Source organism: Paeniglutamicibacter antarcticus (genome assembly GCF_039544305.1).
GTDB classification, from domain to species: Bacteria; Actinomycetota; Actinomycetes; order Actinomycetales; family Micrococcaceae; genus Paeniglutamicibacter; species Paeniglutamicibacter antarcticus_C.
Genome location: NZ_BAABLK010000005.1, coordinates 54,256 through 80,949 on the forward strand (window position 1 = coordinate 54,256; position 26,694 = coordinate 80,949).

23 protein-coding genes are annotated in these 26,694 nt (G+C 63.5%); 18 read left to right on the forward strand and 5 right to left on the reverse strand.

All coding sequences use genetic code 11. From position 1 onward, the window contains the following. Window positions 1-81 precede the first annotated feature (81 nt). Complete coding sequence (locus ABEA12_RS01195) at window positions 82-315, forward strand: hypothetical protein (RefSeq protein WP_210101836.1); 234 nt, start codon at window positions 82-84, stop codon at window positions 313-315. Here ABEA12_RS01195 and ABEA12_RS01200 read toward each other — a convergent pair. Both ABEA12_RS01200 and ABEA12_RS01205 read right to left on the reverse strand, forming a co-directional pair. After that, the gene (locus ABEA12_RS01200; protein ID WP_210101837.1) at window positions 303-2,048 is read right to left on the reverse strand and encodes a hypothetical protein; all 1,746 of its coding nucleotides are present in this window, start codon (window positions 2,046-2,048) and stop codon (window positions 303-305) included. The two genes, ABEA12_RS01195 and ABEA12_RS01200, sit on opposite strands and share 13 nt — an antisense overlap. A gap of 90 nt (window positions 2,049-2,138) precedes the next feature. Further along, on the reverse strand, window positions 2,139-2,870 hold the full coding sequence (locus ABEA12_RS01205; protein ID WP_210101838.1) for a M50 family metallopeptidase: 732 nt from the start codon (window positions 2,868-2,870) through the stop codon (window positions 2,139-2,141). A 153-nt stretch (window positions 2,871-3,023) separates the two neighbouring features. On the opposite strand from ABEA12_RS01205, the gene ABEA12_RS01210 reads away from it, so the two are divergent. The 7 genes from ABEA12_RS01210 to glsA all read left to right on the forward strand — a co-directional run bounded on the left by ABEA12_RS01210 (window position 3,024) and on the right by glsA (window position 9,186). Then, window positions 3,024-3,290 (forward strand): hypothetical protein, encoded by a 267-nt coding sequence (locus ABEA12_RS01210; protein WP_210101839.1) that lies wholly within the window; start codon window positions 3,024-3,026, stop codon window positions 3,288-3,290. Between the two features lie 78 nt (window positions 3,291-3,368). Beyond that, window positions 3,369-4,013 carry a DUF305 domain-containing protein gene (locus ABEA12_RS01215; RefSeq protein ID WP_210101840.1) on the forward strand — a complete coding sequence of 215 codons (645 nt, stop codon included), beginning with the start codon at window positions 3,369-3,371 and terminating at the stop codon, window positions 4,011-4,013. Between the two features lie 15 nt (window positions 4,014-4,028). Then, window positions 4,029-4,637 carry a thioredoxin-like domain-containing protein gene (locus tag ABEA12_RS01220; RefSeq protein ID WP_210101841.1) on the forward strand — a complete coding sequence of 203 codons (609 nt, stop codon included), beginning with the start codon at window positions 4,029-4,031 and terminating at the stop codon, window positions 4,635-4,637. A gap of 28 nt (window positions 4,638-4,665) precedes the next feature. After that, the gene (locus ABEA12_RS01225; protein WP_210101842.1) at window positions 4,666-4,962 is read left to right on the forward strand and encodes a hypothetical protein; all 297 of its coding nucleotides are present in this window, start codon (window positions 4,666-4,668) and stop codon (window positions 4,960-4,962) included. Between the two features lie 87 nt (window positions 4,963-5,049). Continuing rightward, window positions 5,050-6,621, forward strand: coding sequence for an AMP-binding protein (locus tag ABEA12_RS01230; RefSeq protein WP_210101843.1), 1,572 nt, complete (start codon window positions 5,050-5,052; stop codon window positions 6,619-6,621). A 52-nt stretch (window positions 6,622-6,673) separates the two neighbouring features. Continuing rightward, window positions 6,674-7,393, forward strand: a complete 720-nt coding sequence (locus tag ABEA12_RS01235; protein WP_210101844.1) for an SGNH/GDSL hydrolase family protein — start codon at window positions 6,674-6,676, stop codon at window positions 7,391-7,393. Window positions 7,394-7,398: 5 nt separating this feature from the next. Further along, window positions 7,399-9,186, forward strand: a complete 1,788-nt coding sequence (glsA, locus tag ABEA12_RS01240; protein WP_210101845.1) for a glutaminase A — start codon at window positions 7,399-7,401, stop codon at window positions 9,184-9,186. Here glsA and ABEA12_RS01245 read toward each other — a convergent pair. After that, the gene (locus tag ABEA12_RS01245) at window positions 9,167-10,375 is read right to left on the reverse strand and encodes an MFS transporter (RefSeq protein WP_210101846.1); all 1,209 of its coding nucleotides are present in this window, start codon (window positions 10,373-10,375) and stop codon (window positions 9,167-9,169) included. The two genes, glsA and ABEA12_RS01245, sit on opposite strands and share 20 nt — an antisense overlap. Next, window positions 10,372-10,812: a MarR family winged helix-turn-helix transcriptional regulator gene (locus ABEA12_RS01250; RefSeq protein WP_210101847.1), complete on the reverse strand. Its 441-nt coding sequence runs from the start codon at window positions 10,810-10,812 to the stop codon at window positions 10,372-10,374. The genes ABEA12_RS01245 and ABEA12_RS01250 overlap by 4 nt, the downstream gene beginning before the upstream one ends. A gap of 95 nt (window positions 10,813-10,907) precedes the next feature. Between ABEA12_RS01250 and ABEA12_RS01255 the strand changes: the two genes are divergently transcribed. The 5 genes from ABEA12_RS01255 to ABEA12_RS01275 all read left to right on the forward strand — a co-directional run bounded on the left by ABEA12_RS01255 (window position 10,908) and on the right by ABEA12_RS01275 (window position 18,669). Then, window positions 10,908-11,660: a FadR/GntR family transcriptional regulator gene (locus tag ABEA12_RS01255; protein ID WP_210101848.1), complete on the forward strand. Its 753-nt coding sequence runs from the start codon at window positions 10,908-10,910 to the stop codon at window positions 11,658-11,660. Further along, window positions 11,657-12,367 carry a PDC sensor domain-containing protein gene (locus ABEA12_RS01260; protein ID WP_210101849.1) on the forward strand — a complete coding sequence of 237 codons (711 nt, stop codon included), beginning with the start codon at window positions 11,657-11,659 and terminating at the stop codon, window positions 12,365-12,367. The genes ABEA12_RS01255 and ABEA12_RS01260 overlap by 4 nt, the downstream gene beginning before the upstream one ends. A gap of 117 nt (window positions 12,368-12,484) precedes the next feature. Beyond that, on the forward strand, window positions 12,485-13,975 hold the full coding sequence (locus ABEA12_RS01265; protein WP_345465927.1) for an APC family permease: 1,491 nt from the start codon (window positions 12,485-12,487) through the stop codon (window positions 13,973-13,975). Between the two features lie 147 nt (window positions 13,976-14,122). Beyond that, complete coding sequence (locus tag ABEA12_RS01270; RefSeq protein ID WP_210101851.1) at window positions 14,123-17,587, forward strand: TM0106 family RecB-like putative nuclease; 3,465 nt, start codon at window positions 14,123-14,125, stop codon at window positions 17,585-17,587. A gap of 83 nt (window positions 17,588-17,670) precedes the next feature. Next, window positions 17,671-18,669, forward strand: coding sequence for an aldo/keto reductase (locus ABEA12_RS01275; RefSeq protein ID WP_210101852.1), 999 nt, complete (start codon window positions 17,671-17,673; stop codon window positions 18,667-18,669). Window positions 18,670-18,679: 10 nt separating this feature from the next. Here ABEA12_RS01275 and ABEA12_RS01280 read toward each other — a convergent pair whose 3' ends face one another. Then, window positions 18,680-19,987, reverse strand: coding sequence for a polysaccharide deacetylase family protein (locus ABEA12_RS01280; RefSeq protein ID WP_210101853.1), 1,308 nt, complete (start codon window positions 19,985-19,987; stop codon window positions 18,680-18,682). Window positions 19,988-20,159: 172 nt separating this feature from the next. On the opposite strand from ABEA12_RS01280, the gene ABEA12_RS01285 reads away from it, so the two are divergent. Genes ABEA12_RS01285 through ABEA12_RS01305 form a run of 5 tightly spaced genes read left to right on the forward strand, consistent with a single transcriptional unit; the run spans window position 20,160 to window position 26,679 of the window. Further along, on the forward strand, window positions 20,160-21,617 hold the full coding sequence (locus ABEA12_RS01285; RefSeq protein WP_210101854.1) for a DUF3375 domain-containing protein: 1,458 nt from the start codon (window positions 20,160-20,162) through the stop codon (window positions 21,615-21,617). Next, complete coding sequence (locus tag ABEA12_RS01290; RefSeq protein ID WP_210101855.1) at window positions 21,614-22,273, forward strand: DUF4194 domain-containing protein; 660 nt, start codon at window positions 21,614-21,616, stop codon at window positions 22,271-22,273. Before ABEA12_RS01285 ends, ABEA12_RS01290 begins: the two co-directional genes overlap by 4 nt. After that, window positions 22,270-25,593 carry an ATP-binding protein gene (locus tag ABEA12_RS01295; RefSeq protein ID WP_210101856.1) on the forward strand — a complete coding sequence of 1,108 codons (3,324 nt, stop codon included), beginning with the start codon at window positions 22,270-22,272 and terminating at the stop codon, window positions 25,591-25,593. The genes ABEA12_RS01290 and ABEA12_RS01295 overlap by 4 nt, the downstream gene beginning before the upstream one ends. 43 nt (window positions 25,594-25,636) lie before the next feature. After that, entirely contained in the window at window positions 25,637-26,116 is a 480-nt protein-coding gene (locus ABEA12_RS01300; RefSeq protein WP_210101857.1) for an RNA polymerase sigma factor, read from the forward strand. Further along, a complete protein-coding gene (locus ABEA12_RS01305) occupies window positions 26,113-26,679 on the forward strand; it encodes a methylated-DNA--[protein]-cysteine S-methyltransferase (protein WP_210101858.1) in 567 nt (188 codons plus the stop codon). Before ABEA12_RS01300 ends, ABEA12_RS01305 begins: the two co-directional genes overlap by 4 nt. Window positions 26,680-26,694: the final 15 nt, after the last annotated feature.

The following is a 26,694-nucleotide window of genomic DNA, read 5'->3' on the forward strand; positions in this document are numbered from 1 at the left end:
GTGCCGGCGCCAAATCGTCTGGCCCGTGTAGTTCACTTGTCCTATCGCGCAAGGCAACAAGGCAGCAAGGAGGCGGGGACGGTGGGCAACATGACGCCGGCTTATCCAACACTCATGGAACTACGGACCGCAGGATGGACGCTTGCGGAAATCGCCCGCACCTACGGTGTCGACGAGCCGTCGATCCGCTCGGCCTTGGCCTGGCACTTCGTCTGCGGATCGGTGGCCGACCGGTTGCCTCCGCCGGTTGGCCCGGCGCCCCTGCAGAGCACACGCCAGGGCGGATCGAACAACGGCGTCGTTCACAGTTCATAGGTGTCGTGGGAGACGAGCTCGTGGAGTTCGACCCGGCCATCGGGCAGCTTCCAGTAATGCACCCGGCGGGCCGCAGCCACCCCGCTTTCCACACTCATCCTCCAACACGTGGCCCCGTCCTCCCGGATCGATTGCGGGTCTTCCCCTCCGGGGCCAGTGCGCTTGGGATGCACTTCGCGCGCGGCCATCCTCTCGGCCCGACCGGTCAGCAGCTGGATCAGTGCCTTCAGGGCCTTGCCGCGCAACGCCGGACCGTGGGTGTAGAACGAGGCAGCGAACTTCGGGCCAACGACAAAACCCGGGTTCCATGGATACACGGATTTCTCGTTTGCCGGGATTCGTTGGACCCATTCCAGATAGAGCTCATGGCGCAGGGCCTCATCGACGTGGGTGAATTTGTCCCTTGCGTCCTGTGACGGGGTGCCCTCGGTCGTTCGGGCCTTTTTGCGAGCGATGCGTTGGTTTTGGTTCAGCGCCTCGGACTTGTTGCGCAACAGGGTGCGCAGCTTGGTGTTTTCGGCACGATAGCGGTCCTTTTGCCCCATCGCCGAAGCCAGCTCGTTGGCGGTGGTTCCCGACTGCGCCTGGCGCAAGACCCTGGCCTCGGACTTAAGCGCATCGATCTGCAACAGCGCACTGCGCAGGGCCTCCCGTTGCTTTTCCGGGGAAGCGACCACCGGCAGGCCCGCGGGTGTGTTGATGGTCGGTGGATCCCCCGGTTCCGAGACGTGGTCCCGGTCAATCACCAGCCATGGGATCCCGCCGTGCAGCAGGGACGGTGCAACGGCGATGGGTTCATCGTCATCCACATCCACCAGCACGAGCTTGCGCACACCGGCGGCATTGACCAGACGCGCGGCAACGACCTGCCCCGGGGCGAGCAAGGAGTCTACGTCGTCAAGTTCGTTGGAGGAGACATCGGCGCGGCTCACCAGGATGTTCTCCCCCGGCACCGGAACCAGCACCGCTAATTCCCTGCCGGCCTCAACGACCAAGCACGGTACGACCTGGTCCCATGAATAATGCTGCAACAGGCGCGGGTGAAGCAACGATTCCCCGATGGACAGCTTTGTGGCGCCGGGTTCGTGCACCCCGGCAACCCGTGCCCCGGTTTCCAGCATCCATCCCATCGGGACCCGGGAGTAGATGTCATCGCTGTGGATCTCGGCGTTTGCCCCGTTGTCCAGGGCAATCAATGCGGTGAACCCCTGGTCCTTGAAACCCGTCACCACACCGGTCACCAGCATGGGATGGTTTCCGGTACCCACCGAGAGTGTTCCCGGGGCGCCGACGGCACGTACGGGGTCCGCAGCCCGCGCCCCGGGCCCGGGCCTCGGGGACGTGGAAGTCACCAAGGTCCGTGGATCCGGCAGGAACAAGACCTCATCGATCAGCTCGGTGCTGAGCCGGGTGATGGAGTCCCCGGCACGGACCACATGCGGCTTGCCCGGCGGGACCCCGTGGGCGCCGGTTCCCGTCGGGTAGACCCGGGCCGCGGTGCCGAAGACCTCCCACCCGGAGGGAAGGCCATCGCGCAGCTCATAGGTGAGACGGCCGGAGGAAACGACAATGACCTCGGCCCAGTCCTTGATTTCCTCGTAGATCGCCTCGGCGTCAAACCCCGCTGTTTCCCGACGCGCACTGCGGGTCACCACGACCGAATGCAGGCGCCGCGGTTGCATGAGGTGGATGGCGAGTTCCTCTCCGGATCGCATCCAGCGGTGGACTCCCATCCGACACCTTTCCTTGCCTTGGCAAAACGGTGATTCAGTGTGATTCTCAACCTACCGGAGACCGGCAGCCATTTGAGGGGATCGAAGGATTTAGCCCATCATCAAGGTGAGCAGCCACCCGGAGAGTGCAACGGAGCTACCGACCACAAGGATAAAGCCCAGCAGCCAAAACCATGCCGGGAGCCAGCTGCGCTGTCCGAGCAGGTAGGCATCGGAGGAGGCGATGAGCTCTCGCCGGCGGGTGTGGACACCAATGACCTTGAAGAGGTCGCGCAAACCCCCGACCAGAAGCATCAGACCCAGGCCCAGCACCACCCAGCTGGTGGCTGCGGGCGGAGTAAAGACCACCAGCAGTTGGGCACACAGGGCCGATGCCAAGGCGATGGCGATGCCCGCCCAGTTGCGCAGGAAGAGCAGCGAAACCAGCAATACCAGCGCCCCGACAGACAGCGCAGCGGACGCATGGCCGAAATACGTCGAGGCCACCAGCGCAAGTCCCACCACCGCCGGTGCCGGGTATCCCCAGAATCCACTGAACACCGCGGAAAATCCCGGCTTTCCGCTGCTGACCATTTCACCCGAATGATCCAGCCGGATCTTCAGTCCGTGGACGAACCGCCCGGTCACCAGCGCCGCGAAGGCATGGCCGAGTTCGTGGACGAAGGTGACATAGAGCCCGAAGATGCGCCAGGAGGCCCGCGGAACCGTGAGCCCCACGCACAAGGCCAGAAGGCCAAGCACCGGCAGGGGCGTCAACACCAGCGGTTCGGCCTCGCCAAAGCCCGCCAGCACTGCCTGCCACCACCGTTGAACGATTTCCATCCACCAACCCTATGCCGCGAAGCACGGCGCTGCCCTACCGCTGTGCACCAATTGGCATCAGCGCAGCTGGGTCACAGCCAATCCACAACCTGCATTTATATTGTTGGCTCCTAAGGCCAGCGCATAGACCTCGGACCTGGAAGGGCGGGAGACATGAAACGAATGCTTGGACTGGCCGTCATGCTTCCGTTGTGCCAGGGGCTCGCACCGCTCTCAGTTTCACCCGCGACCAGCCACCTCGACGCCGGGGCGGCGAAAGTGCTGGCGACCGGGATCTCCCAGTGCCCCACCGGTTTCCCCAAGAGGCACCAATGCGATCCCGGCGCGGCCCCGGCAACACTCCTGGAAGGCTCCGTTGCCGCCTATCCCCGGCATGCACGAGCCCCTGACCTGCACGCGTTGGACATCTCGCACACGTAGGGCACGGTTTCCCACCTGCTTCACACTCCGCGCAGCCTATCGGTGCACACCACTTACCCTTCGTTCCAAGGACCCAATATGTCAGTACCCAGAACCTCTCGCGCGCTGGTCTTGGCCGTGGTGGCCCTCATGCTGGCCATGGCCACCGGCGGCTGGATCCTTGGCTCCGCCAGCCCACGCAGCGCTTTGCCTTCCGAGACGTCGGCCGAGGCGGGCTTTGCCCGCGACATGCAGACCCATCACCAACAGGCCGTGCAATTGTCCATGATCATCCGCGATCACTCCAGCAACCCGGCGGTGCGTTCGATGGCCTACGACATCGCGCTGACCCAACAGCAGCAAGCGGGGCAGATGCATGGCTGGCTTGAGACCTGGGGCCTGTCCCAGACCGGGGAATCCATGGCGTGGATGAACGAGCCGGTCACCGAGGACGCCACGCACACCGGAGGCACGAAGACCACTCCCGACCATGCGCACACCATGGCCTCCATGGGGATGTCCAGCTCAGAAGACATCGACAAGCTCACCGCATCACGCGGCGCCGAAGCCGACCGCCTGTTCCTGCGTCTGATGATCAACCACCACCAAGGCGGAATCCAGATGGCGGACGCCTACCTGCAGCGCGGGGGAAACCCCATGGTGAGCGCGTTCGCCAAGAAGACAGTCATGACCCAACAAGCCGAGATCTCGGCCCAGACCCAGCTTCTTGCCGAGCTGAGCTAACGGAAAGCCACACCCATGGACAAGCGCCAAGAAGCCCAAGAACTCCTCGCCAAGCAAAAAACCAAGGAAAAACGCACCAAACTCCTCACGATCTCGGTGATTGCCGCCGCGGCCTTGGCCATTCTCATCCCCACCGCCGTGGTGCTCACCGGTGCTGCCCAGGAAAAATCCGACATGGCAGCGGCTGCGCAAGCGCCCATCAAAGGGGTGCAGCACTACGAGGTTGCCTCGTCCGAGCATGTCGGCACCAAGGTCACCTACCCCCAAAAGCCCGGTATCGGAGGAGACCACAACGCCGTGTGGCTCAATTGCGGCATCTACGACCAACCGGTGCCGGAAAATAACGCCGTCCATTCCCTGGAACACGGTGCGGTCTGGGTCAGTTACGACGGGATCTCGGACGCCGAGAAGACCACATTGACGCGGGACATCGGGGAGAAGACCTACATGCTCATGTCCCCGTACCCGGAGCAAGGCGCCAAGATCAAGCTCACTGCGTGGGGTGAGCAACTCAGCGTGGACTCCGTGGATGACCCGCGCATTGACGTCTTCGTCAAAAAGTATCGCCAGGGCCCGCAGACCCCCGAACCCGGAGCCCCGTGCACCGGAGGTCTCAGCGGTTAGGCTGGAAGAAAAAGGAGAACTTTCACCCATGTCATTCTTGCCCTCTGCCCTGGCCGGAGCCGGACTCATTGGCGGTTTCGCCACCGCCAGCGCCACCAAGAACCGCCCGTTGGGCGGCGCCGTGCTCGCCGCCGCGGGAACCGGTGCGTTCCTGGGATGGAAAAACAACGTCGGAGCGCCCAAGGCGGCCGCGCTGACCGGGCTCTACCTTGCCGCTTTCGGTGCCTCACACCCGCTGGCCAAGAAGCTCGGTGCCTGGCCGGCAGTCAATACGGTCACCGCGGTCGTCATGCTCACCTCCTTGGTGGCAGGTCGGCGCAAGTAGCTTCACCAGAATCAGGCAAGGCTTCCCCTCGCTGGTAGTTTGGCTCACAGGAAGCAATCAGCGCATCGTCATCCAAGGTGGGTCCTAATGCAGTCGTTCAATATTTCAGTTCTTTCCACCTTGCCGCGCGATGTGCAGCCGGCCGTGCTGTTGTGCGACAGGCACCCGGGCCAAGACATCGCTTTCACCGTCATCGATGCGGACCTGTGCTCTGTCGACCTCACCTATGCCACGCTGAAGACCCGCTCCGAACAGGCTGCGGCGCTCTTTGCCTCCCGCGGCATCAAGCCCGGGGACCGAGTCGCCACGCTCATGGGCAAGAGCGCCGAACTGCTCTACACCCTGCTCGGGCTCTGGCGCCTGGGCGCCGTGCACGTCCCGCTGTTCACCGCCTTTGCCACTCCCGCCATCGAGGTCAGGATTGCCGGGGCCAACGCAAAACTGGTCGTCGCCGATGCATCCCAGTCCCACAAGCTCGATTCGCTGCCCTACCCGGTGCTGGGCACCGAGGAACTGGTGGCCCAACTCGATCTACAGCCCACCGGGTTCACCCCGGCAACACGATCGATCGATGACCCGTTGGTGGAAATCTTCACCTCAGGAACCACCGGGACGCCCAAGGGCGTCCCTGTCCCGGTGCGCGCATTGGAAGCCTTCGAAACCTACTTCCGCTACGGACTCTGTGTCGGTGCCGGGGACACGTTCTGGAACGTGGCCGATCCGGGATGGGCCTACGGGCTGTACTACGGGATCCTGGCCCCGCTTTATGCCGGACACCAAAACCTCTTGCTCAAGGCCGGTTTCAGTGCCGAGTTGTGTTGGGAAGTCCTTGCGAGGTTCAACGTCACCAACTTCGCCGCAGCCCCGACGATCGTGCGCTCCATGCGCGCGTCAAAGCCCGATGGCGCCCCCGGGCTGAAGGTCTCCAAGGCCTCCTCGGCCGGGGAACCGCTCGATGCCACCACCATCACCTGGTTCCAGGAGGTCTTCGGGATACCGGTGCGCGACCACTACGGACAAACAGAGATGGGCATGTGCATCATCAACGGCTGGGCCCCGGAAGTGATCGATGAGATCAAGGCCGGTTCCATGGGCCGACCCATGCCCGGATACTCTGCCTGCGGGCTGTTCCCGGAGCTGGACGAATGTGCTCCTGCCGGAACCCGCGGACGGGTCGCGCTGAACGTGCCCACATCCCCCATGCTCTGGTTCAACGGTTATTCCGGGGACCCTGCGCGCACCGCCGAGCGCTATTCCTCCGATGGCCGCTGGTACCTCACCGGGGACACCGGGACCATGGACGAAGACGGCTACATCTTCTTCTCCGCACGCGATGACGATGTCATCATCATGGCCGGCTACCGCATCGGCCCCTTCGAGGTCGAGTCGGTGCTGGCCGAACACCCCTGGGTCCTTGAATCCGCCGTCATCGGTGTCCCTGATCAATTGCGCGGCGAGGTGCTCGTGGCCTACGTGGTCCTCAAGGACGGGGCCGCCGGCGGGGAGGAGCTCACCGCCGAGCTGCAGCGCCTGGTCAAGGACCGCTACGCGGCCCATGCCTACCCGCGGCGGATCAGCTACGTCACCGAGCTTCCCAAGACGCCCTCGGGGAAATTGCAGCGCTTCATCCTGCGCGAAAAAGAATCGTTGCAGGATTGAGTCCGTTTAGGCCCTGAGCGCCCACTAGGCTTAATGCTGAAAGGGGCAAAAAATGGGATCTCGCAAAACCCTGCTCGTACTCGCATCCATGACTGTCTTCGCCGGCCTGCTGGGCCTCAGCGGGGGACCGCACGCCGATCAACCGGTACCGCAGGCCCTTGCCGTGCCCGCGGGCGACGCTGCGGTGACCTTCATGGTCGCCGGGGATTCGATCACCGCCGCCGGCAGCCGCGCTGTGGCTTCGGGAAAGCTCGGCAAGTCGTCGTGGGTTAATTTCGTCAACGCCCCCGGCGCCCCCCAGTCCCTGGCCTGGACCGGCGGATGGGCATTGGGCGGGGCACAGAGCGGAGACATGGCCGCGGCCCTGCGCCACGGCAAAGCCGACGCCTTGGTCATCCTGGCCGGCACCAACGACCTGGCCCACGGCACCGGCTACGAGACGATTTCCGCGAACCTGACCCGGCTTCCCGGAATCGTTCAGGCCCCGATGGTGCTGCTGAGCAGCGTCCCTCCGCGTGACGGTGCGGTTCAGTCGACTCTTGCGTACAACGACTTCCTGCGGAGCCTCGCCGAGCAGCGGGGCTGGGTTTTCGTGGATGCGGCCGCGGGTCTGCGCAGCGAGTCGAACACGTTTCTTGCCGGGCTGAGCGACGACGGGATCCACCCCAACATCGAGGGAGCCAAGATCCTGGGCGCGGCCATCGGACAGGCGCTGACCACCAAACCAATCATGGCGATCGCGGACACGAAGGGCACCGACCCCCTAGGCTAGGAGTCATGCGCTCCCCCATCGACATCTACCTCGCCGACCTGTATGACGATTTGGTCGGCCTTTCGGCCGGGACCACCTACCAAGGGATCCCGGCGATGGCCGACGCCGATAATTCGAAGTTCGCCATCGCCATGGCGACCGTCGACGGGCACGTCTACCAAATCGGGGACGCCGAGCTGGAATTTTCAATCCAGTCCATCTCCAAGCCGTTCTCCTATGCCTTGGCCCTTGACGACATCGGCCTGGACGCGGTTGACGAGAAGATCGATGTGGAGCCCAGCGGCGATGCATTCAACGAGATATCCTTGGCCAGGAACACCGGCCGCCCGGCAAACGCCATGATCAACGCCGGGGCGATCACCACGATTTCGCTGATACGGGACCGGGACACCCCGCGGTTCGAACGCATCCTCGACCACTTCTCCGCAGCCGCCGGGCGGAGGCTGAAACTCAACGAATCGCTCTACGCCTCCGAGGCGCTGACCGGTCACCGCAACCGTGCCCTTGCCTACCTGTTGCGTTCCTTCGACATCATCGAAACCGACCCGACCCCGGTGTTGGAGGACTACTTCCGCGCCTGCTCGGTCATGGTCAATACCCATGACCTTGCCCTGATGGCCGCGACCCTGGCCAACGGCGGCACCCAGCCGGCCACCGGGGTGCAGGTCATGAGCAAGGACGCCGTGCAGCGCACGCTCTCGGTGATGACCACCTGCGGAATGTACGACGATGCGGGGGCCTGGATCGCCGCGGTGGGGTTGCCCGCCAAGTCCGGTGTGGGCGGCGGGCTGATCGCGGTGCTTCCGGGCCAGCTTGGCCTGGCCATCTACTCCCCCGCGCTGGATGAGCACGGTTCCTCGGTGCGCGGGGTCGCCGCCAGCGAGAGGATCAGCTCCGACATGGGGCTGCACTTCGTGCGCGCCGCCCGGCTCGGCCGCTCGGCGATCCGGGAGAACTACGACATCACCCAGGTCCCCTCACACATCCGCCATACCGAGGCCGCGGAGAACCTGCTGGAGGAGTTCGGCGAGCGCGCACACATCATTGAGCTGGCCGGGGATCTGCTTTTTGCCGGCACCGAGTCGATGGTCCGCGAGGTCAGCGAGCTCGATGAGTGGGTGGAACTGGTGATCCTGGATTTGCGCCGGGTCGACGAGGTGGACACGATCGCCGTGGAAATGATTCTCCAGCTGCACCGCGAACTCACTGCCGAGGGCCGCACCCTGGCATTGGTGCAGGAGAGGCACTTCGAGGCCCTTGAGTCGTTGCGCTCCTTCTCGAGCCGCAACAATGCCGTCGAATGGGCCCAGTCAACGCTGCTGCAGCGCCACGGCACCCCCGAAATGATGCCCGAGAAGGTCGCGGTACGCGACTTCGCCGCGCTGGCGCCCCTGGACGAAGCAGACATCGCGTTGCTTGAATCGCTGATGGAAGAGACCCGGATCGAAGACGGGCGGATCGTTCGCCGCACCGGCCAGGAATTCGGCGGCGTGTACTTCATCCTCAGCGGCAAGGTCTTCACTTCCAGCGTCCAAGAGGGCAAGCCGGTGCGGCATTCGACCCTCTCGGCCGGCATGACCTTCGGGGAGATCGCGCTGGGTTCGGACGGCGAGCAGTCCACCCGGGTCACCTCGATGGGCCAGCTGCACCTCAAGGTGCTCTCCGCCGAGGCGATCACCGCGCTGGAAGCCGAAAACCCGGGTGCTGCACTGCGCTTCTGGAAGGCCATTGCGCGCGATGCGTACACCCGGGTCGAGTCAGCCATCAAGGATGCTAGCTATCCCCTACAGTGATCGCCGCCGCCTCCAGGACGGCCTCGCCGACCTCGGTGGGTTCATGCCGGTCCACGTGGGCCAGGTGTGACTTGAAGACGGCGATCAGGATCGCCGCCAGCGCCACGGAGGCCGCACCCATGATGTATGGGGTCGCCATCGTGCTGGCCACCGCCAGGGCCGCTGCCGCCGGCGGGGCAACGGCGCCGCCCAGGAAACGGATGCCGGAGTAGCTGCTTGAGGCCACCGAGCGCGGCAGATCGGTGGCTTCCATGACCACCTCGGTGAGCACGGTGTTCATGATGCCCAGTTCAAGGCCGGCCACCACCATCATCACCACCAGGGCCTTGGGCGAGTCGATCAGCACGGCGAAAAGCACGAGCGTAGCGCTGAGCAGCACCAGCGTCCCGATCAGCACGGTGGTCCGCTTGAATATCCGGGTCAGCGCCGGCGCGCCGAAGACCGAGGTAAGCGCCAGGCCGGTGCCCCACCCGGTGAACACCAGACCGATGCCCATGGCGGTGAAGTGCAGCGGGTAGGCGGTGAAGGACATGATCACGAAGAAACCGACGTTGTAGAAGAAAGCAACCAGCGCCATGACCAGCAGGGCGGGGTTGGCCAAGGCCTTGAACGGAGCGCCGAAGTTTGTGGGAATCGGTGCGATCGCCGGTCCGCGCATCAACACGGCCAGCAGGATGAATGCCATGGTCATCAGCACCGAGGTGCCGTAGAACGGGGCCTGCCACGCGATGGAGCCCAGCACCCCGCCAACCAGCGGCCCGATGGCCAGGCCCATTCCCAGTGCCGCCTCGTAGAGGATGATGGCCGAGGCCGGGTTTCCGTTGGATTCGGAAATGATGGTGGACAGGGCGGTGGAGATGAACATCGCGTTGCCCAGTCCCCAGACGGCGCGGAAGGCGATAATGCCTTCGATGGTTCCCGAGGCACCTGCCCCGAAGGAGGAGAGCACGATGATCGTCAGCCCGATCATCAGGGTCTTGCGTGCCCCGATGCGGGATGAAATGAACGAGGTGAAGAACATCGCCACACCGGTGATGACCAGATACGAGGTGAACAACAGCGAGGTCTGGGTGGTCGTTGCGCCGAGCTCTTCGGTGATTGCTGGCAGGATCGGGGAAACCAGTCCGATGCCCATGAAGGCAATCATCGAGGAAAAGGCGACCGCCCATACGGCTTTGGGCTGTTTCATTTGCTGTCTCCGGTTTCTGCAGCGGGTAGGGAATCGAGGATCTGCGCCGCCTGGGCCAGCACGGCGATCTCTTCCTCGGTGAGGTTGATGAAGTCATCCTTGAGCACCATGGCCAGGTCCTTGCCGCGGCGCATGAGTGATTCCCGCCCGGCGTTAGTGATTTCAATGAGCCAGGCCCGTGAATCCTCGGGGTCCTGGACGCGTGCGACCAGCTCCTGGGATTCAAGGGCGGCCACGACCTTGGTCATTCCGGGCTGCGAGATGCGGTTTTGCTCGGCCAGTTGGCCGATGCGCATGGCCTGGATGTCGCGCAGGATTCCCAGGGTCCGGTAGTGGGAAGCGGAGAGCCCGTGGTCCAGGCGCACAGCGGCGCTGCGTGAGAGACGGTGCGTGGCTGCCAGAAGCTTGAAAAGGACCGGGCCGAGTTCGGAAGACATGAACTAAGCATAACCCAGTTATATAACCTAGTTAAGTAATTTGGCTTGTTCCGTCGGCCACATGCGTTGCCAACCATCCAGATAGAGTTGGGGCCATGACCCAAAGCCTCTCCACGCCGAGAGGGCCGCGCAGCGCCGTCTTCACTCCACTGGATGGTGCGGCGCGTTCGACCCAGGTGGCCCGGCGCCTTACCGATGCCATCCTGCTCGGCGTGATTTCACCCGGCGAGCGCCTCCCCACCGAGGCGGAGCTGGCCAAGCGCTTTGGCGTGGCACTGGTCACGGCCCGCGAAGCGCTGAGTGAAATCAGGCAGGCGGGCCTGGTCGAGACCCGGCGCGGCAGGGACGGGGGATCCTTCGTTCTGGCCTCCAAGAATACGCCGGAGCAGGTGCTCACTGCCCGGTTGCGCGGCATCTCGCGCATCGAACTGGCCGACGTGGGCACCTACGGGTCCACATTGTGCTCCGGTGCAGCTGAACGGGCAGCCGAGCTGGCCTCGCCGGAGGAATCAGCGAGGCTGACCGCGTGGCTCTGCGGCGCCGACTTCTCCTCGGCACAAGCCGCCGCCCGAAACCAGGGCGGCTTCCTGCTGGAGATTGCGGTGATCTCACAGTCCCCGCGCTTGGTGCGGGAGCAAATCCGCTTCCAGGCGGAGTTCGGCCAACTCCTATGGCTGGGACTCGGGGACGGGGGAATCCGCGACGCAGTGAACGAGCGCAACCACCGGATCGCCAAGGCCATCGCCGAAGGGGATGGCGAACGGGCACGCCGCACGGTACGCGATGAATTGAAGGTGCTGACCACTTGGCTGCTCAAGACCAAGGAACGATTGGAGCGCGCGACATGAACCCCGCCCAGGAGACCGCTGAACTGCTCGGCATTCTTTTCAACAAGTACTTCTCGACTCTCGATCAACTTCGTACCCACGTGGAACACGGCATGGAGAGCGGCCTCGACATCGATGGCATAGTCCTCGGATTTGTCCAGGACCTACTCATGGCCGAGGAAGCCACGGTGGTGGGCGCGGGCTACATCGGCGGCCCGGAAGCACCCACTGCCCCCGGCGCCAGCAGTGCACAAGCCATGCACTTCGCCTGGTGGCTCGGGCCATTGGCCGAGAACCCGCTGCTGGGCACGACCACCGAAGTCACGCGGCTGGACCTCGCCTCGCGGGAGTACGCCGACTACCTCCGCGACTTCAGCTCCCTGGAGTGGTACTCGGTCCCCGAGTCCACCGGCTCACGGCATATCACCGGCCCCTACGTCGACCATCTGTGCACCTGCGACTACATGCTCACCCTGACCACCCCGGTGGTCACTGGCCGCCTCGGCATCGTGGGACTTGACGTTTTGGTGCGGCGGATCGAGCCAGAGGTCCTGCGCATCCTGCGCACCATCCCCGAACCTGCGGCACTGGTGACATCCACCGGGCGCATCGTGGTTTCAACGGCCGACGACTGGGACCTGGGTGCCCGGCTGAAGGGCCCTACGGGCCAGCCGGTTCCGGGAACACCGTTCTTGGTGACAACCGCGGAAAGTAATCATTCTACTTAGGATGATATGCGTGTAGTCTAGCTGTTGTGACGATGGTCACGAGGTGGACCCAAAGCGCTGCGCAGGCTGTGGATCCACGCCATGTCCCACTTGCAGCCACCGAAGGTCCGACACGCCATGAGCAACCAAAACATCGAAGACGGCAATCACCTCGCCGTCCTGGGCTACGAGCAATCCTTTGAGCGCTCCATGTCCCTATGGGCGAACTTTGCCCTCGGCTTCACCTACCTTTCCCCCTTGGTCGGGGTCTATTCGCTTTTCGCCATCGCACTGTCGACCGGTGGCCCACCCTCGATCTTCTGGATCCTGATCGTGGCCGGAGGACAGTTTCTCGTCTCCATGGTTTTTGGCGAGGTCGTCTCCCAGTACCCCATCCACGGCGGCATCTATCCATGGACAAGACGCCTGTGGGGTCGCCGCTACGCATGGATGGCCGCCTGGATCTACATCTGGGCCATGGTCGTCACCATCACCGCCGTGGCTCAATTCGGATCCGGCTTCGTTGCCAGCACCTTCGGGGTTGAACTTACCCGTGGCACCACGTTCATCTTCTCCGTCGCCCTGCTGCTTGTTGCGCTGGTGCTGAACTTCACCGGCACCAAGACCTTGGCCCGGGTGGCCCGCATCGGGCTTGCCGCCGAGCTCATTGGCGTGATCGCCGTCGGGCTCTACCTGTTGGTCTTTGCCCGCAAGCAACCCTTCAGCATCTTCCTTGACTCCATGGGCGTCGAGGGCGAGGGCAGCTACTCGGCGGCTTTCATGGGTGCGGCCTTGGCTGGGCTTTTCCTTTTCTACGGATTCGAGGCTTGCGGAGACGTGGCCGAGGAAGTCAGCAACCCTGCACGCCGCATTCCCACGGCCATGATGATGACTATCCTAATCGGAGGCATCTCCGCGCTACTGTCCTTCGGAGGATACGTCCTGGCGGCCCCGGACCTGCAGTCGATCGTCAACGGCGATGATGCAGACCCCATCCCCGCGATACTCGAGTCCACCCTGGGTCCGGTGGACGCGAAGATCTTCCTGGTTATCGCCTTGACCGCCTTCCTCTCCTGCGTGCTCTCGCTGCAGGCCGCAGCTTCCCGCCTGATGTACTCCTTCGCCCGCGACGGAATGGTCCCCGGGCACCAGTGGCTTTCCAAGGTTTCCCCAACCACGAAGGTCCCGACGAACGCCCTGGTCGTGGCATGCTCCATTCCACTGCTGATCTGCATCATGATCTACTTCGGTTCCGAAGCGCTGCTCACCCAGGTGACCAGCTTTGCGATCCTGGGCATCTACGTCTCCTTCCAAGCCGTCGTCCTGGCCGCACTGCGACAGCGACTCAAGGGCTGGAAGCCCGCCGGACCATTCAGCCTGGGTTCCGCCGGCTTCATCGTGAACATCCTTGCCTTGGCCTACGGACTATTCGCCATGGTCCTGCTGGCCAGGCCGGGCGACACCGGTGACTTCGTTGCCGATTGGATCGTGCTTATCGGACTGGCCGTGGTGGCAGGCTCCGGGGCGCTCTACCTCTTTGTTGCCCAGCCGGACAAGAAGTCGACGGCACCCACCGCCGACGCCATCGAAGTCGCCGAAAAGCTGCGTGCCGTCAAGGTCCGCAACTAGCCGCACACCGCGAAACAGGCCCCGGCATGCACCACGTGCCGGGGCCTGTTTGGGCACCAGCAGGGGCCCAGCCCTGCAGCAAAAACAATCAGTGGCTCCCGGGTGCTAGTTTCGAAGCTAAGCCAAACCCAAAGGAGCACCCGTCCCGTGTTTTTCCTCGATCAAGATTTGATCTACTCCGCCTCGGACCTTGTCCTGGCTGCCGGCTGCGAGTTTGCCTCGCTGCGCAAGCTGGACGAACGGCTCGGACGAAGCACCAGGCCAGACTTCGGGACCGACGAGATGCTTCAACGCACCGCGGTGTTGGGTGACGCCCACGAACACAAGGTGCTTGAGCAGCTGATCGAGAAGTTCGGCGACTACGATCCGGCCACGGGCCGCGGGGTCAAGATGCTTGCCGCAGGGGTCCGCGGCGACCGCCCCTCGCTGGTGGCCGCCCACCAGGAAACCCACCAAGCATTGCTCAAGGGAGCGGACGTGGTCTTCCAGGCAACCTTCTTTGACGGGGAATTCGTGGGCTTTGCCGACTTCCTGATCCGCAAGGAGGACGGCTCCTACGAGGTCTGGGACACCAAACTGGCCCGCCATGCACGCGTCACCGCCCTGCTCCAGCTTGCCGCATACGGCGACCAGCTCATGGCCGCGGGAATCCCGGTGGCCAAGAAGACCACGTTGGTTCTCGGTGACAACCAGCATTCGGTGCACCAAATGCATGAATTGCTGCCGGTCTTCAAGGACCGCCGCGCCCGGTTCAAGACCCTCACCGGCGCCCACCGCGCAGCAAGCACACCGGTCATCTGGGGCCAGGAGGGGCTCCTCGCCTGCGGCCGCTGCGACTACTGCGCCGAGCAGGTGGCCGCGCACCGGGATCTGCTGCTGGTGGCTTCGATGAGCACGGGCAAGCGCAAGAAGCTCATCGAAGCCGGGATCACCACCATCGACGAGCTTGCTGCCAGCAACACCAAGGCACACGATCCGCACCGCAAGCTTGCCGAACAGGCGCGCATGCAGGTCGGCCTCGCGGCCACCGACGGGACCATTGGCGGAGTCGCATACAAGGTCAACGCGGGCCAAACCATTTCCCGGCTCCCGGAACCCGACGCCGGAGACATCTTCTTTGATTTCGAGGGAGACCCGTTGTGGCAGGATCCCTTCGATGGTTCCTGGGGCCTGGAATATCTCTTCGGTGTCATTGAGATCGACACACTTGAACCGGTGTTCAAGCCGTTCTGGGCGCATTCCCGGGGGGAAGAACACAAGGCCTTCACCGACTTCGTCGCATACGTCGAGGCTCGAAGGGCCATCTTCCCGAAGATGAAGATCTATCATTACGCTCCCTACGAAAAGAGTGCCTTGCGGAACCTGTCGCTGCGCCATGTGGTCTGCGAGGAAACCATTGACCAGTGGTTGCGCGACGGATTGCTCATCGACCTCTATGACACCGTCCGCCACTCGCTGCTGATCTCCGAGCGCTCCTACTCCATCAAGAAGCTTGAACCGCTCTACATGGGCGAGCACCTGCGCGGCGGGGACGTGCTGGATGCCGGAGCCTCCGTGGTCGCCTACGCCAAGTATTGCGAGCAGCTCGGCGCCGATCAGGTATTGGCTGCACGGATCCTGGAGTCCATCCGCGACTACAACGAATACGACTGCCTCTCGACCCTGCGGCTGCGCGACTGGCTGCAAACCCTTGTCCCCCACGAACCGCGCGCCGAATGGGTGGACGAAGCGCCACTGCCCGGCCTCGACGACGTTGAGCCGAGTCCCGAGGAAATCGCCTTGCGCGAATACCTCCAATCCCTGCCACAAGACAGGATCCTGGAAAACGACGAGCGGGCCATCGCCATGGTCGCCGCAGCCACCGGCTACCACCGCCGCGAAGCCAAGCAATTTTGGTGGGAACACTTCGACAGGCTCGACGCTCCCTTCGATTCCTGGGCCGACACCCGTAACGTCTTCCTCGTCCACGACGCCCAGGTCATCGAGGACTGGCACAAGGCATCGGCCCGGGCCCAGGTCGAAACCCGCCTCACCGAACTTTCCGGCACCATGGCCGAGGGCTCGGATTTCCGCATCGGCAGCGCGTGGTTCGCCATGTATGGCGCACCGCTGCCACCGGAGCTGGAGCCCAGCAACGCGCAGCGTGCCGGCCTGTTCAACGCGGTGGTGAGGGAGAACGGGGACCGGTTCCTCATTGCCGAAAAATCCAGCAAGAAAGTCGCACCCTTCGGCACCTTGCCGGTGGCGCTGACCCCCGACCAACCCATCAACACCACGTCCCTGCGCGAGGCGCTGGCAGAGCTCGCCCGGACCGTTGGCGGCGCACTTCCCTCGCTGCCCAAGCATCCGGGAATCGACATCCTGCGCAAGGCGGCCCCGCGCTTCAAGACCCTCCCCGCCCCGCCGACGCCCACCTTGGTCAATGGCCAGCCCAACATGGTCGGCGCCATCGTCGAGGCCCTGGCCGACCTCGACCACTCGTACCTCGCCGTCCAAGGACCTCCGGGCACCGGAAAGACCTTTGTAGCCTCCCACGTGATTGCCGCGCTGGTGAAGCGAGGGTGGAAAATCGGGGTGGTGGCGCAGTCACATGCAGTCATCGACAATGTATTGACCAAGGCCATCACCAATGCCGGGGTGCACCCCGAACAGGTCGCCAAAAAACTCAAGGCCGGGGACAAGTCCCAGGTCCCATGGTCCGGCACCACCGACGACGCGGTCCAGGAACTGCTGGATTCTCCGGATGGGGCCCTGATCGGCGGCACCGCGTGGACGATGACCGGCAAGAGGGTTCCGGAGGGTTCGTTGGATTTACTGGTCATCGACGAGGCAGGCCAGTATTCGCTGGCCAACACGTTGGCGGTTTCCCGCGCCACCACCCGGCTGTTGCTGCTCGGTGACCCGCAGCAGCTTCCGCAGGTTACCCAGGGGTCCCACCCCCAACCGGTCGATGAGTCGGCACTTGGCTGGCTCAGCACCGGGCATCCCACCCTGCCCGGGGAACTGGGCTATTTCCTGGCAGATTCGTGGCGCATGCATCCTCGGCTGTGCGCAAAGGTCTCCGCGTTGAGCTATTCCTCCAAACTGCATTCAGCAGCGGCAGCTTCCAAACGGTCACTGTCCCAACTACCCGCCGGGGTCAGCACCGCCTTGGTTGACCACCGTGGCAACACGACCCAATCAGTGGAAGAGGCGCACGAAGTCATCAACCAGGTCCGCGCCCACGTAGGCCTGTCCTGGGTCGATGGTGAAGGCAAGGAACCGCGGTTGCTTTGCGCCGAGGATGTCCTGGTGGTCGCTGCCTACAACGCCCAGGTCAACCTGTTGCGCACCGAACTCGATGCCGTCGGGCTCGAAGAAGTGAGGATCGGGACCGTTGACAAGTTCCAGGGACAGGAAGCCCCGGTGGTGATCGTGTCCATGGCTTGTTCCTCCGCGGACGACGCCGCCCGCGGCATTGACTTCCTGTTAAACCGCAACAGGATCAACGTCGCGGTCTCGCGTGGACAATGGCGTGCAGTGATCGTGCGCTCCCCCGCCCTGACGCACTTTTTGCCAAGCACGCCGGAAGCATTCGCCCAGCTCGGGGCCTTCCTGGCACTGGGTGCTTGATATGGGTCGCTGTACTGTTCGGAACGACACAATGATTAACCGCAATGTCCGGGCGTCCGGCAGTGCATGCTAGACATTAAGCCATGACAACTCGCGTATTGGCCTCTAGGAACGTCAACCCTCTGGGCTTCGGCGCCATGAACATCACCCATGGCTACTCCGAATTCCCCACCGACCAGGAGGCCGGACGACTGCTGAACGAGGTCCTGGATTCAGGTGTCGACCACCTGGACACCGCTACCCTCTACGGCGCGAACCGCAGCGAAAACCTCATCGGGCAGCACCTGCATAAACGACGCAGCGAGTATCTCTTGGCATCCAAGGGCGGGCTGACCCTGGTGGACGGGCGCGGGAAGATCGATGGCCGGCCCCAGACCCTGCGGGCTGAGGTTGATGCTTCCTTGCAACGCCTGCAAACCGACCACATCGATTTGTACTACCTGCACCGGTTGGACCCCACCGTCCCCGTCCAGGAATCTGTGGGCGCGCTGGCCCAGTCCGTGGCCGAGGGAAAGATCGGCGGCATCGGTTTGTCGGAGATCTCGGCCTCCACGCTGCGCGCCGCACACCAGGTCCATCCGATTGCCGCAGTGCAAAACGAATATTCGCTGGCCACCCGCAACCCGGAGCTTGGAATACTCGATACCTGTGCCGCGCTGGGCACCGCATTCGTGGCGTTCTCTCCGCTGTACCGAGGGTATCTCTCAGGAAACATGCGCGATCCTGCTTCCTTGCCGTCCGAAGACCTCCGGCACTTCCTGCCGCGCTTCAAAACGGAAAACTACCCCCACAACCTCGAGCTGGTTGACCGGTTGGCCCTCATGGCCCACCGCCTGGGCACCACTGCCGCGGCACTGTCGCTGGCCTGGCTCTTGGCTCAGGGAGAGCACGTCCATGCGATCCCCGGCACCAAGCGCAGCGACCACTTGGCTGAAAACCTCAGGGCGCTTGATCTGCTGCTCTCCCCCGAACAAGTAGCCGAGGCCGGGGCAATCATCAACCAGTCAACGGTTGCCGGCACCCGCTACAACTCGCACCAGCAAAAGAGCATCGACAGCGAAGAATTTCCTGCCGCCAGGTAAATCCGTTCCGCTACTTTGACTTGGGCCGGTCGGCGTCGATGACATCCTTGACATCGAAGAAGTGCTTGAGCACCGGCCGGTCACCGCGTTTCTCCTTGGCGAACTGCAGTCCGTCGATGTTAATCCGTGCCTGGCGCAGGTACTTGTCACCCTTTTGCATCCATGCCGGAGTGGTGCCGTCCACACCGTAAAAGAAGTCAAAACCATGCTTCTTGAGCAGGTCGTACCTCGTGCCGGAGTATTTCTGGACGCTGGCAATGTCGGCTCCGAAGGGATAGATGAACTGGTCGGTGTCCCCGAGTATGGGGCGCACCTCTGTGTCCCACAGCTTCATGTCGTTCTTCACACGCGGAACCGAACTCTTACCCATGTCAATGTGCCCCCACGCATGGGAGGCAAAGACCCAACCGTCCTTCTTCAGGACGTCGGCAACCTCGGTCGCTGACTTGATGTCTTTTTCCAGAGTCTTGGAATCAGCGTATTCGCTCGTTGACGTCCGGTAACCCAGAACACCGTTGTAACCCGTCAATGCCAGGATGCCCTTGGCCCCGCGGTAGGAAAAGTCTGGATGCTTCTCCACGAACTCATCGATCACCGGTGGCATGTCGTAGGCTCCGATGTGTTTCTTGCCCGCGGCGTCCACGTACTCGTTCTTGACCTTGCCGTCGGAATCGATGAGCAGCTTCGTGGCGAATCCGTCGCCGTCCATGTATTCGTAGTAGCTCACGTCATCCTCGGAGAGCACCAGTGGAGTCTTGCCCTTGGGCAGATGGATGTCTCTGTACTTCATTTTTCCCTTGGCATCCAGTCCAGCGATGTCAGCGGGATTCACCAGGACGAACCCACGCTCGTATAGCTCTGCAATCATCTTTTTAAACTCGTCCAAGGTCACCATGTAATCCAGGTAGCCCTGCTGGCGGTCATCCCCGTCAAAGGCGCGCTTGGTGTCCACGACCAGCGAGTGGACAAAGAGGTGGGAGATGTTCGAGTTGTCTTCCCAGATAACGGTCTTGGCCTTGGCCTCTGCGAAGTCGGCGCGTGCGGCGCCTGCTTCCTGGCTTTCCAGTCCTGCCACTGCCTTTTTGGCCCCCGCGTAGTCGTAGCCCGCTGCCAGGGCCCTGGCGTCCTGGATCTGTTCGGATTCCGTGGGGCCTTGGTCTTGGGCCGCCGGCGTGGGCAAGGACTGCGGTGCCGAACCGATGGATGTGGGATCATACTGACTTGGAGGAATATAGGGAGGCGTCGTGCATCCTGAAAGGATGAGTCCCGAGACTGTCAACAAGGCCGCAGCGGCGGCCAGGCGGATGCGTGGTTTCATCACTTTCTCCCTCGCGTGTTCTTCCGGGTTGGCCGGAATCCGCGGCAAGCAATACCTCCGCGCAGGTAACTACAGGTGTGGTTCAACAGACCCTACCTTGTTCCCGCGCGACCTTAAATGGACGCGCCGATGGACTAGGATTGATTGGTCAATCCCCAGCAGAAGGACCGTGATGCGACCTACCCACCAGGCCAGCCCGCTGTGGAGCCAGACGCAACAATTCAGGTCGTCCGCAGCCTGGAAGTTGCTCTCCACCGCCCCCTGGGCCGTGGCGTTCCTCCGCGCGGAATTCACCAGTGCCAAGCCGAGGGTGGGCTTGGAAGTCTTCCATGCCTCCCTCGAATCCTTCCTCAAGGCCGTGCGATCAGAGGACCCCTCGTTCAATGATTCGATGACCGCTGCCCAGTATGCCGATGGTTGGGTGCGCAGCCAATTCCTTGCCCGCCCATTGGTTGACGGCCACTTTGTCTATGAGCCCACCGCGCAGACCGCGCGTGTCTTGAAGTTCCTGGCAGATTTCTCCGGAGACAGGACCAACCTGAACTCCTCACGGCTGAACACCTTGTTAGTGTCCCTGGAATCGCTGGCCCATGAGACCGATCCCGACCCGGCGGCACGCATCCGCGCACTAGAATCGGAAATCTCACAGCGGCAGGAAAAGATCGCATCGCTGCGCGATGGCAGTGCCCCGCCGGTATTGCCGCGCGACGGTGCCGTGGCGGCCACCCGCTCGGTGCTCGACATGGCCTCGGGGCTCCCTGCCGACTTCAAGGCGATGCGTGACGGGGTCCAGGAAATGCTCCACGCCCTGCGCGGGGAAATCATGGAATCTTCCTCCGTCAAGGGTGTGGCCATCGGCGCCGTGTTGGAGGGCGACAAACAGCTGCGCAGCACCCCGCAAGGCGACACCTTCCGCGGTTTCACCGAATTCCTGAACTCCCCGCAGGCCCAAGCGCGTTTCCGTGAGGCCGTCAACGAAGTCCTGGAACGCGACTTCGTGGACGGCCTTGACGCCCAGGAACGCCACACGCTGGCCAACCTCTTGCGCGAGCTGCGTCGGCAGGCCGCAGAGGTCCACCAGTCCTACGGACGGCTCTCCGAATCCCTTCACGCCTACGTGCAATCGGCCGAGTTCAAGGAAGCGGCGATACTTCGCGAGGCGGTGCGATCGGCGGAAATCGCCGTGGCTTCCTCCCGGGCCCTTCATTCACGCACACCGGTGTCCCCGATCAGGCTTTATTCCCCGCGCTTCACGTCCATTGCCGCCTTGGGCATCTACGACCCGGACGAGCACGTCGCCCCGCCACGCCTTGCCGCCCCGCCGTCGTTGTCAGTCGCCGATATCCGCCGCACACCCTCGACCCCGAGCCCCGACATCTCGGTGCTGAAAAACGCGATCGCCATGACCCGGGCCGCGGCCGGGGGAAGCGTGGGGTTGCGCGAAACCTACAACAGCCTCCCGGAGCCACACCGGCACTTGAACACCATCAGGTTTCTCATCGAAACCGCCCGCAACGGCGGGGACCACATCGATGGGTCCACGCACGAGGAAATCAGCTTCATCCAAGTCGACGGCACCACACGAACCGCATCGGTGCCGGCCATGAGCTTCACAAAGGATCCCGCATGAGCAGCCCACTTCCCTCCGGCGCCCTAGACGAGCGTCGCCTCTTTGAAGCTGACACCGGCTCCTTCGAGCTTCCGCTGCGCCAGCTGCTGGTGCGGCTGCTGCGCGGTCCCTACCTTGACGGAGTCGCTGAACCTCGATTATGGCAACTGGTGCTCGACCGCCGTACCGAGATTTCCGCTTACGTCTCCGAGATTTTTTTGCTGCTGGAGATCGATACCAACCGCAAGATCGCCGTGCTCAGCCCCGTGGAACTCGAAGCTGCGCACACCACAGCGATTGCACCGCGCCGCGCCCTGAAACGCGAGGAAACGTTGCTGGCCTTGCGGCTTCGCCTGCTGCTTGAACGCCATGCAGGATCGGGCACCGATGCGGTGGTCACCCGCGAGGCAGCCCGCGACATCCTGCGCGAGCACCGATTGCCCGGCGACACCGACGACAAGCGGCTGGAGGAAAGCACCGATGCTGCCCTGACCCGGCTGCTAAACCTCAAACTCGTCCTGCCCACCGAGCTGGTGGACGAATACAAGGTCTCCGGGGCCCTGGCACTGGCCTTGCCCTTCGCCACGATCGAGGAAATCCCCGACTACATCAAGGCCATTGAACGCGTCGGTGCCCCCGACACCGAAGAATTCGAATTGGAGACAGACGAGCTATGAGCATTGAAATGACCCTCCCGCTCTCCGATGCACTGAACCCCGGGCAACACCGATTGACCCAGATCCAGGTCATCAATTGGGGAACCTTCCACGGATTGCACACCTTGCACGTGGATCGTGCCGGGACGCTGCTGACCGGGCACCCAGGGGTGGGCAAGTCCACCCTGTTCGATGGCATCGGGCACATCTTCCACGCCGCACCGAGGCTCAACGAGTCGGCGCACGAGGCGTCCACCCGCAAGGACCGACGCACGACGTACTCCTACATGCGCGGACGCCGATTCAAAACCGAAGCTGGCATCCTTTACCAGCGCCCCGGCGCCACATGGAGCGCCATGGCATTGGTCTACGAAGACGGGCTAGGGTCCTCGGTTTGCATCGGCGCGATCTTCGACCTGCCGGCCAACGGCATGGAAGGCCAGGTCGGCAAGCACTATGTCATGGGCAACCGGGTATTGGACACCGAAGCGCTGGAAGACCACGGGGCACGGCGTTTCACCCCGTCTTCTTTGCAGAAATCCCTGCCAGGTTTCGAAGCCTTCGATGTGCATCGCACTTTTGCCGAGAAGTTCCGCCGGCGCCTGGGCATCGACAACGACAAGGCGTTCTCCTTGCTGCGAACGCTGCAAAACGGCAAGGGCCTGGACAAGGGCGTCAACCAGTTCTTCCGTTACGAGGTCCTGGAAATCCCTGCCACCATGAAGGCGGCGGCGGGGGCCATTGAAGACTTCTCCCACCTTCGCGGCATCCACCGCCAGTTGGAGGAGGCCCGCGCCCAGCGTGACGCATTGGCCGATGTGCCCGAGCAGAAACTGCGCCACGACGAGCTTAACGCCGAACTTGCCACGCTCGATTCACTGGTTTCGAAGCAGCTCCCGGCCTTTGGCGCCCAGTTGGCGACCCGCGCGTTGGAAGCCCAGGGCACCATGCTCGCCTCGGCGGTCGAGGCCAATACCGCATTGATCAGCCAAAGCGCTGCTCGCAAGACCGTCCTTGATGCCAAGGTCGCCTCACTGTCCGAGCAACACGAGGCCGGCGGAGGCACCGGCGTGGCGATGCTCGAACGCGAGGCCGAGACCGCTCGCAGGAACCTGGCAGAACGCGAGTCGGTGCTGCGCACCTTGCGAGACAACTTCGAGGCCGTGGGACTGAACTTCACCTTCACCGCATCCGGCCTGCAGGCCATACGGCGGCAGGCAGCGGTCAGCTCGGAAAATCTCGCCTCCATCGCCAAGGACGCCCGCACCATGGAGTACGAGGCCATGGCCGGCGTGATGAACCTCAAGGACCGGGCGAATAAGCTGCGGCTCCAAATCGATTCCTACGCCAAACGCGGTTCGAACATCGATGACCGTTCCATCGCCGCCCGTCGCGCCATTGCCGCGGCCACCAACATGGACATCGAGAATCTGCCCTTTGCCGGTGAGCTGGTCGATCTCTCCCCGTCCCACGGGCAATGGCGGCCTGCTGCCGAAAAAGCACTGCGTTCCCTGGCCACCACGTTGCTGGTGCGCGGAGAGGACAACAAGTCGGTCACCCGTGCCATCGACTCGCTCTCGGGCCTGGGCCGGATCCGGTGGATGGATATCTCCAGGATCCCGCGCGAGGTCATCCCCGGCCCCGGGGATCTGGTGGGCAAGCTTGATTTCAAGCATTCGGCACCCGGCACGTGGTTGCGTGCCAAGATCGCCGCCGACTATCCCCTGGCCTGCGTGGAAACCGATGCCGGACTCCACGTCCACGACAAGGCAATCTCCCTTGCCGGGACCATCAAGACCGGCGCGGGCACCTTTGAACGCGACACCCGTGCCGTTGCCGCGTCCGACTACTTGCTGGGTTTCACCAACGCGGAAAAAATCTCCGAGTTGCAGACCACCCTTGAAACCCTCGAGACCGAGACCAACCGCGCATCTTCGGTCGCCGACGACCGTTCTGCCGCCAAGGACCAGTTGTCCACCAAGCTCTCCTTGCTGGGCACCCTGGCCAGCGACGACCGCAGCTTTGCCTCCCTCGATGCATCCGGCGCGCTGCACCTGCTGCAGGACCTCGAAGCGCGCATGGCCGAGGCACTGGCCCAGTCCGGGGACCTGTCCCACGTGCGCCGGGCGCTGGACGGCGCCCGCGGGGAGCTTGAGGAATGCGTGGGCACCTTGGCCGTGGCACGTGCCGAGGCAGCCACGCTCTCAGCCTCGCTCGAGCGGTCGCGGGCCGCGCTGCGGGCCGCAGCGGTGCGCAATGCCGAAACGGAGGACTGGGCGGTTCAGAAGCTCTCGGCCAGCGGGCAGCTGGCGCCGCTCCTCAAGCGCTTGGAGGATGGTTCACACGTGGAGACCTCCGAGCTGGAGGCCGCGTTGAACGCGTTGGCACTTGCCCTCTCGGAATCCGGGGCGGCGCTCAAACGCGAGGCCTTCACGCTCGAATCGTCCTTGAAGGACACGTTCAAGTCCTTTGCCAAGGAGTTTGGGAACTCGGCGGCCGTCAGCTTCGGCACCGGGGTCGAATCCGCCGAGCACTATGTGTCCTTGCACCAGGGCATCATCGAGCAAGGCTTGCCACAGCACGAGGAGGAGTTCCGTGAGTACTTCTCCAATCGGTCCTACGAACGCTTTTCGGACCTTTTGCAGTTGCTGGAGGAGGAGCGCCGCTCGATCGTCGAACGCATTTCCCCCTTGAACCAGATCCTGTCCGACGTTCCCTTTGAACACGGTTCGAAGTTGGCCCTTGAAGTGTCCACCACGATTCCGGACGAGGCCCGGGCCTTCCGCCAGGCCCTGAAGGAAGCCCTTGCCGGGGCGTATTCCTCACGCGGGGCAGGAACGCTGAGCGAAAGCTACAAAGCCCTAGAGGCGCTGGTTGACGCGCTGGATGACTCCTCGAGGGCCGCGTGGCGTGACACCGTTCTCGATGTGCGCCAGCACGTGAGCATCAGCTGCAACGAGCACAAGCCCAACGGGGAGATCGAGACCGGGCTGGAACCGGGCACGCTTTCGGGCGGCGAGGGCCAGCGGTTCACCTCCTTCATCATGGGTGCCGCGCTGGCCTACCAGTTGGGCTTCGCCACCGCAGGGTTCACCGCTTACGGAACCGTCATGATTGACGAGGCCTTCATCCAGGCGAACTCCGAGTATGCCGCAGCGGGCATCAATGCGTTGCAGGAGTTCGGTTTCCAGCTGCTGCTCGCAGCCCCGGAGGACAAGATCGACCTCTCCAGGCACCTGGGGTCGGTCTGCGACATCATCAAGCACCCTGAGTCCAACGTCTCGGGCTTCGTGGCCTCGGGGCGTTCCCCCGCAGTGGCCACGAGCATCATTTTGGGTTAGTACCTCACATAATGCCCGTCCGGTCCGTTTACAGGGTGTGATGATGACAACGAACCCCGCCTTCGAGTTGGTGGTGCGCCGGCACGGCACCGCGGTGCTGCGCATGTGCACCGCCTTGCTGGGCCCGGGACACGACGCGCAGGACGCCTGGAGCGAAACGTTCCTGGCGGCCCTGCGCGCCTACCCGTCATTGGCAACAGGTGCCAACATCGAGGCGTGGTTGATCACCATTGCCCGGCACAAGGCCATCGACATCCTGCGCGCCAGCCATCCCGTGCCCATGGAGACGCTGCCGGAGATGGCTGTGCTCCCCGAGGGGCTCGGCTACACCGAGCTCATTGATTCGTTGCACTCGCTGAGCCCCCTGCAGCGCAAGGTCATCGGTTACCACTATCTGCTCGGGTTGCCGTACGCGGATATTGGGACTTACTTGGGCGGCAACGCGGCCTCGCTGCGCCGGGCCGCGGCCGACGGGATCAAGGCACTGCGCCAAAAACACCGGAACCCGGAGGAAACCCCATGAATGAGCTCGAAATCCTGAAACGCGACCTGGCAACCAGTGCCGCGGCCGAGGGCCTGCTGGATCTCTCCTATCGCCTCATTGATTCCCCGCTGGGCACGTTGCTGCTTGCCGCCACCGAACAAGGAATGGTGCGGGTGGCCTTTGCCCGTGAGGACTTCGACACCGTGCTGGACTCGCTCGCAGCCAAGGTGGGGGTGCGGATCCTTGAACGCCATGCCCCCCTGGATGCCGCAGCCCGCCAGCTGGAGGAGTACTTCGGGCACCGGAGGGAGGGTTTTGCCCTGGAGCTGGATCATAGGCTCAGCAGCGGATACCGCCTCGAGGTTCAGCTTGCGCTTCCCTCGATCGCCTACGGACAGACCATGAGCTACAAGGAACTTGCCGCTGCCACCGGCCGGCCGGCCGCGGTGCGTGCCGTGGGAACCGCGTGCGCCACCAACCCGCTGCCGTTGCTTGTCCCCTGCCATCGGGTGCTGCGCAGCGATGGAAGCCTCGGAGGATACTTGGGCGGGCCGGACGCCAAAAAGGCCCTGCTCGATCTCGAGCAAGGCCTTTTGGGCTAGGTGCAAACGGTCTTC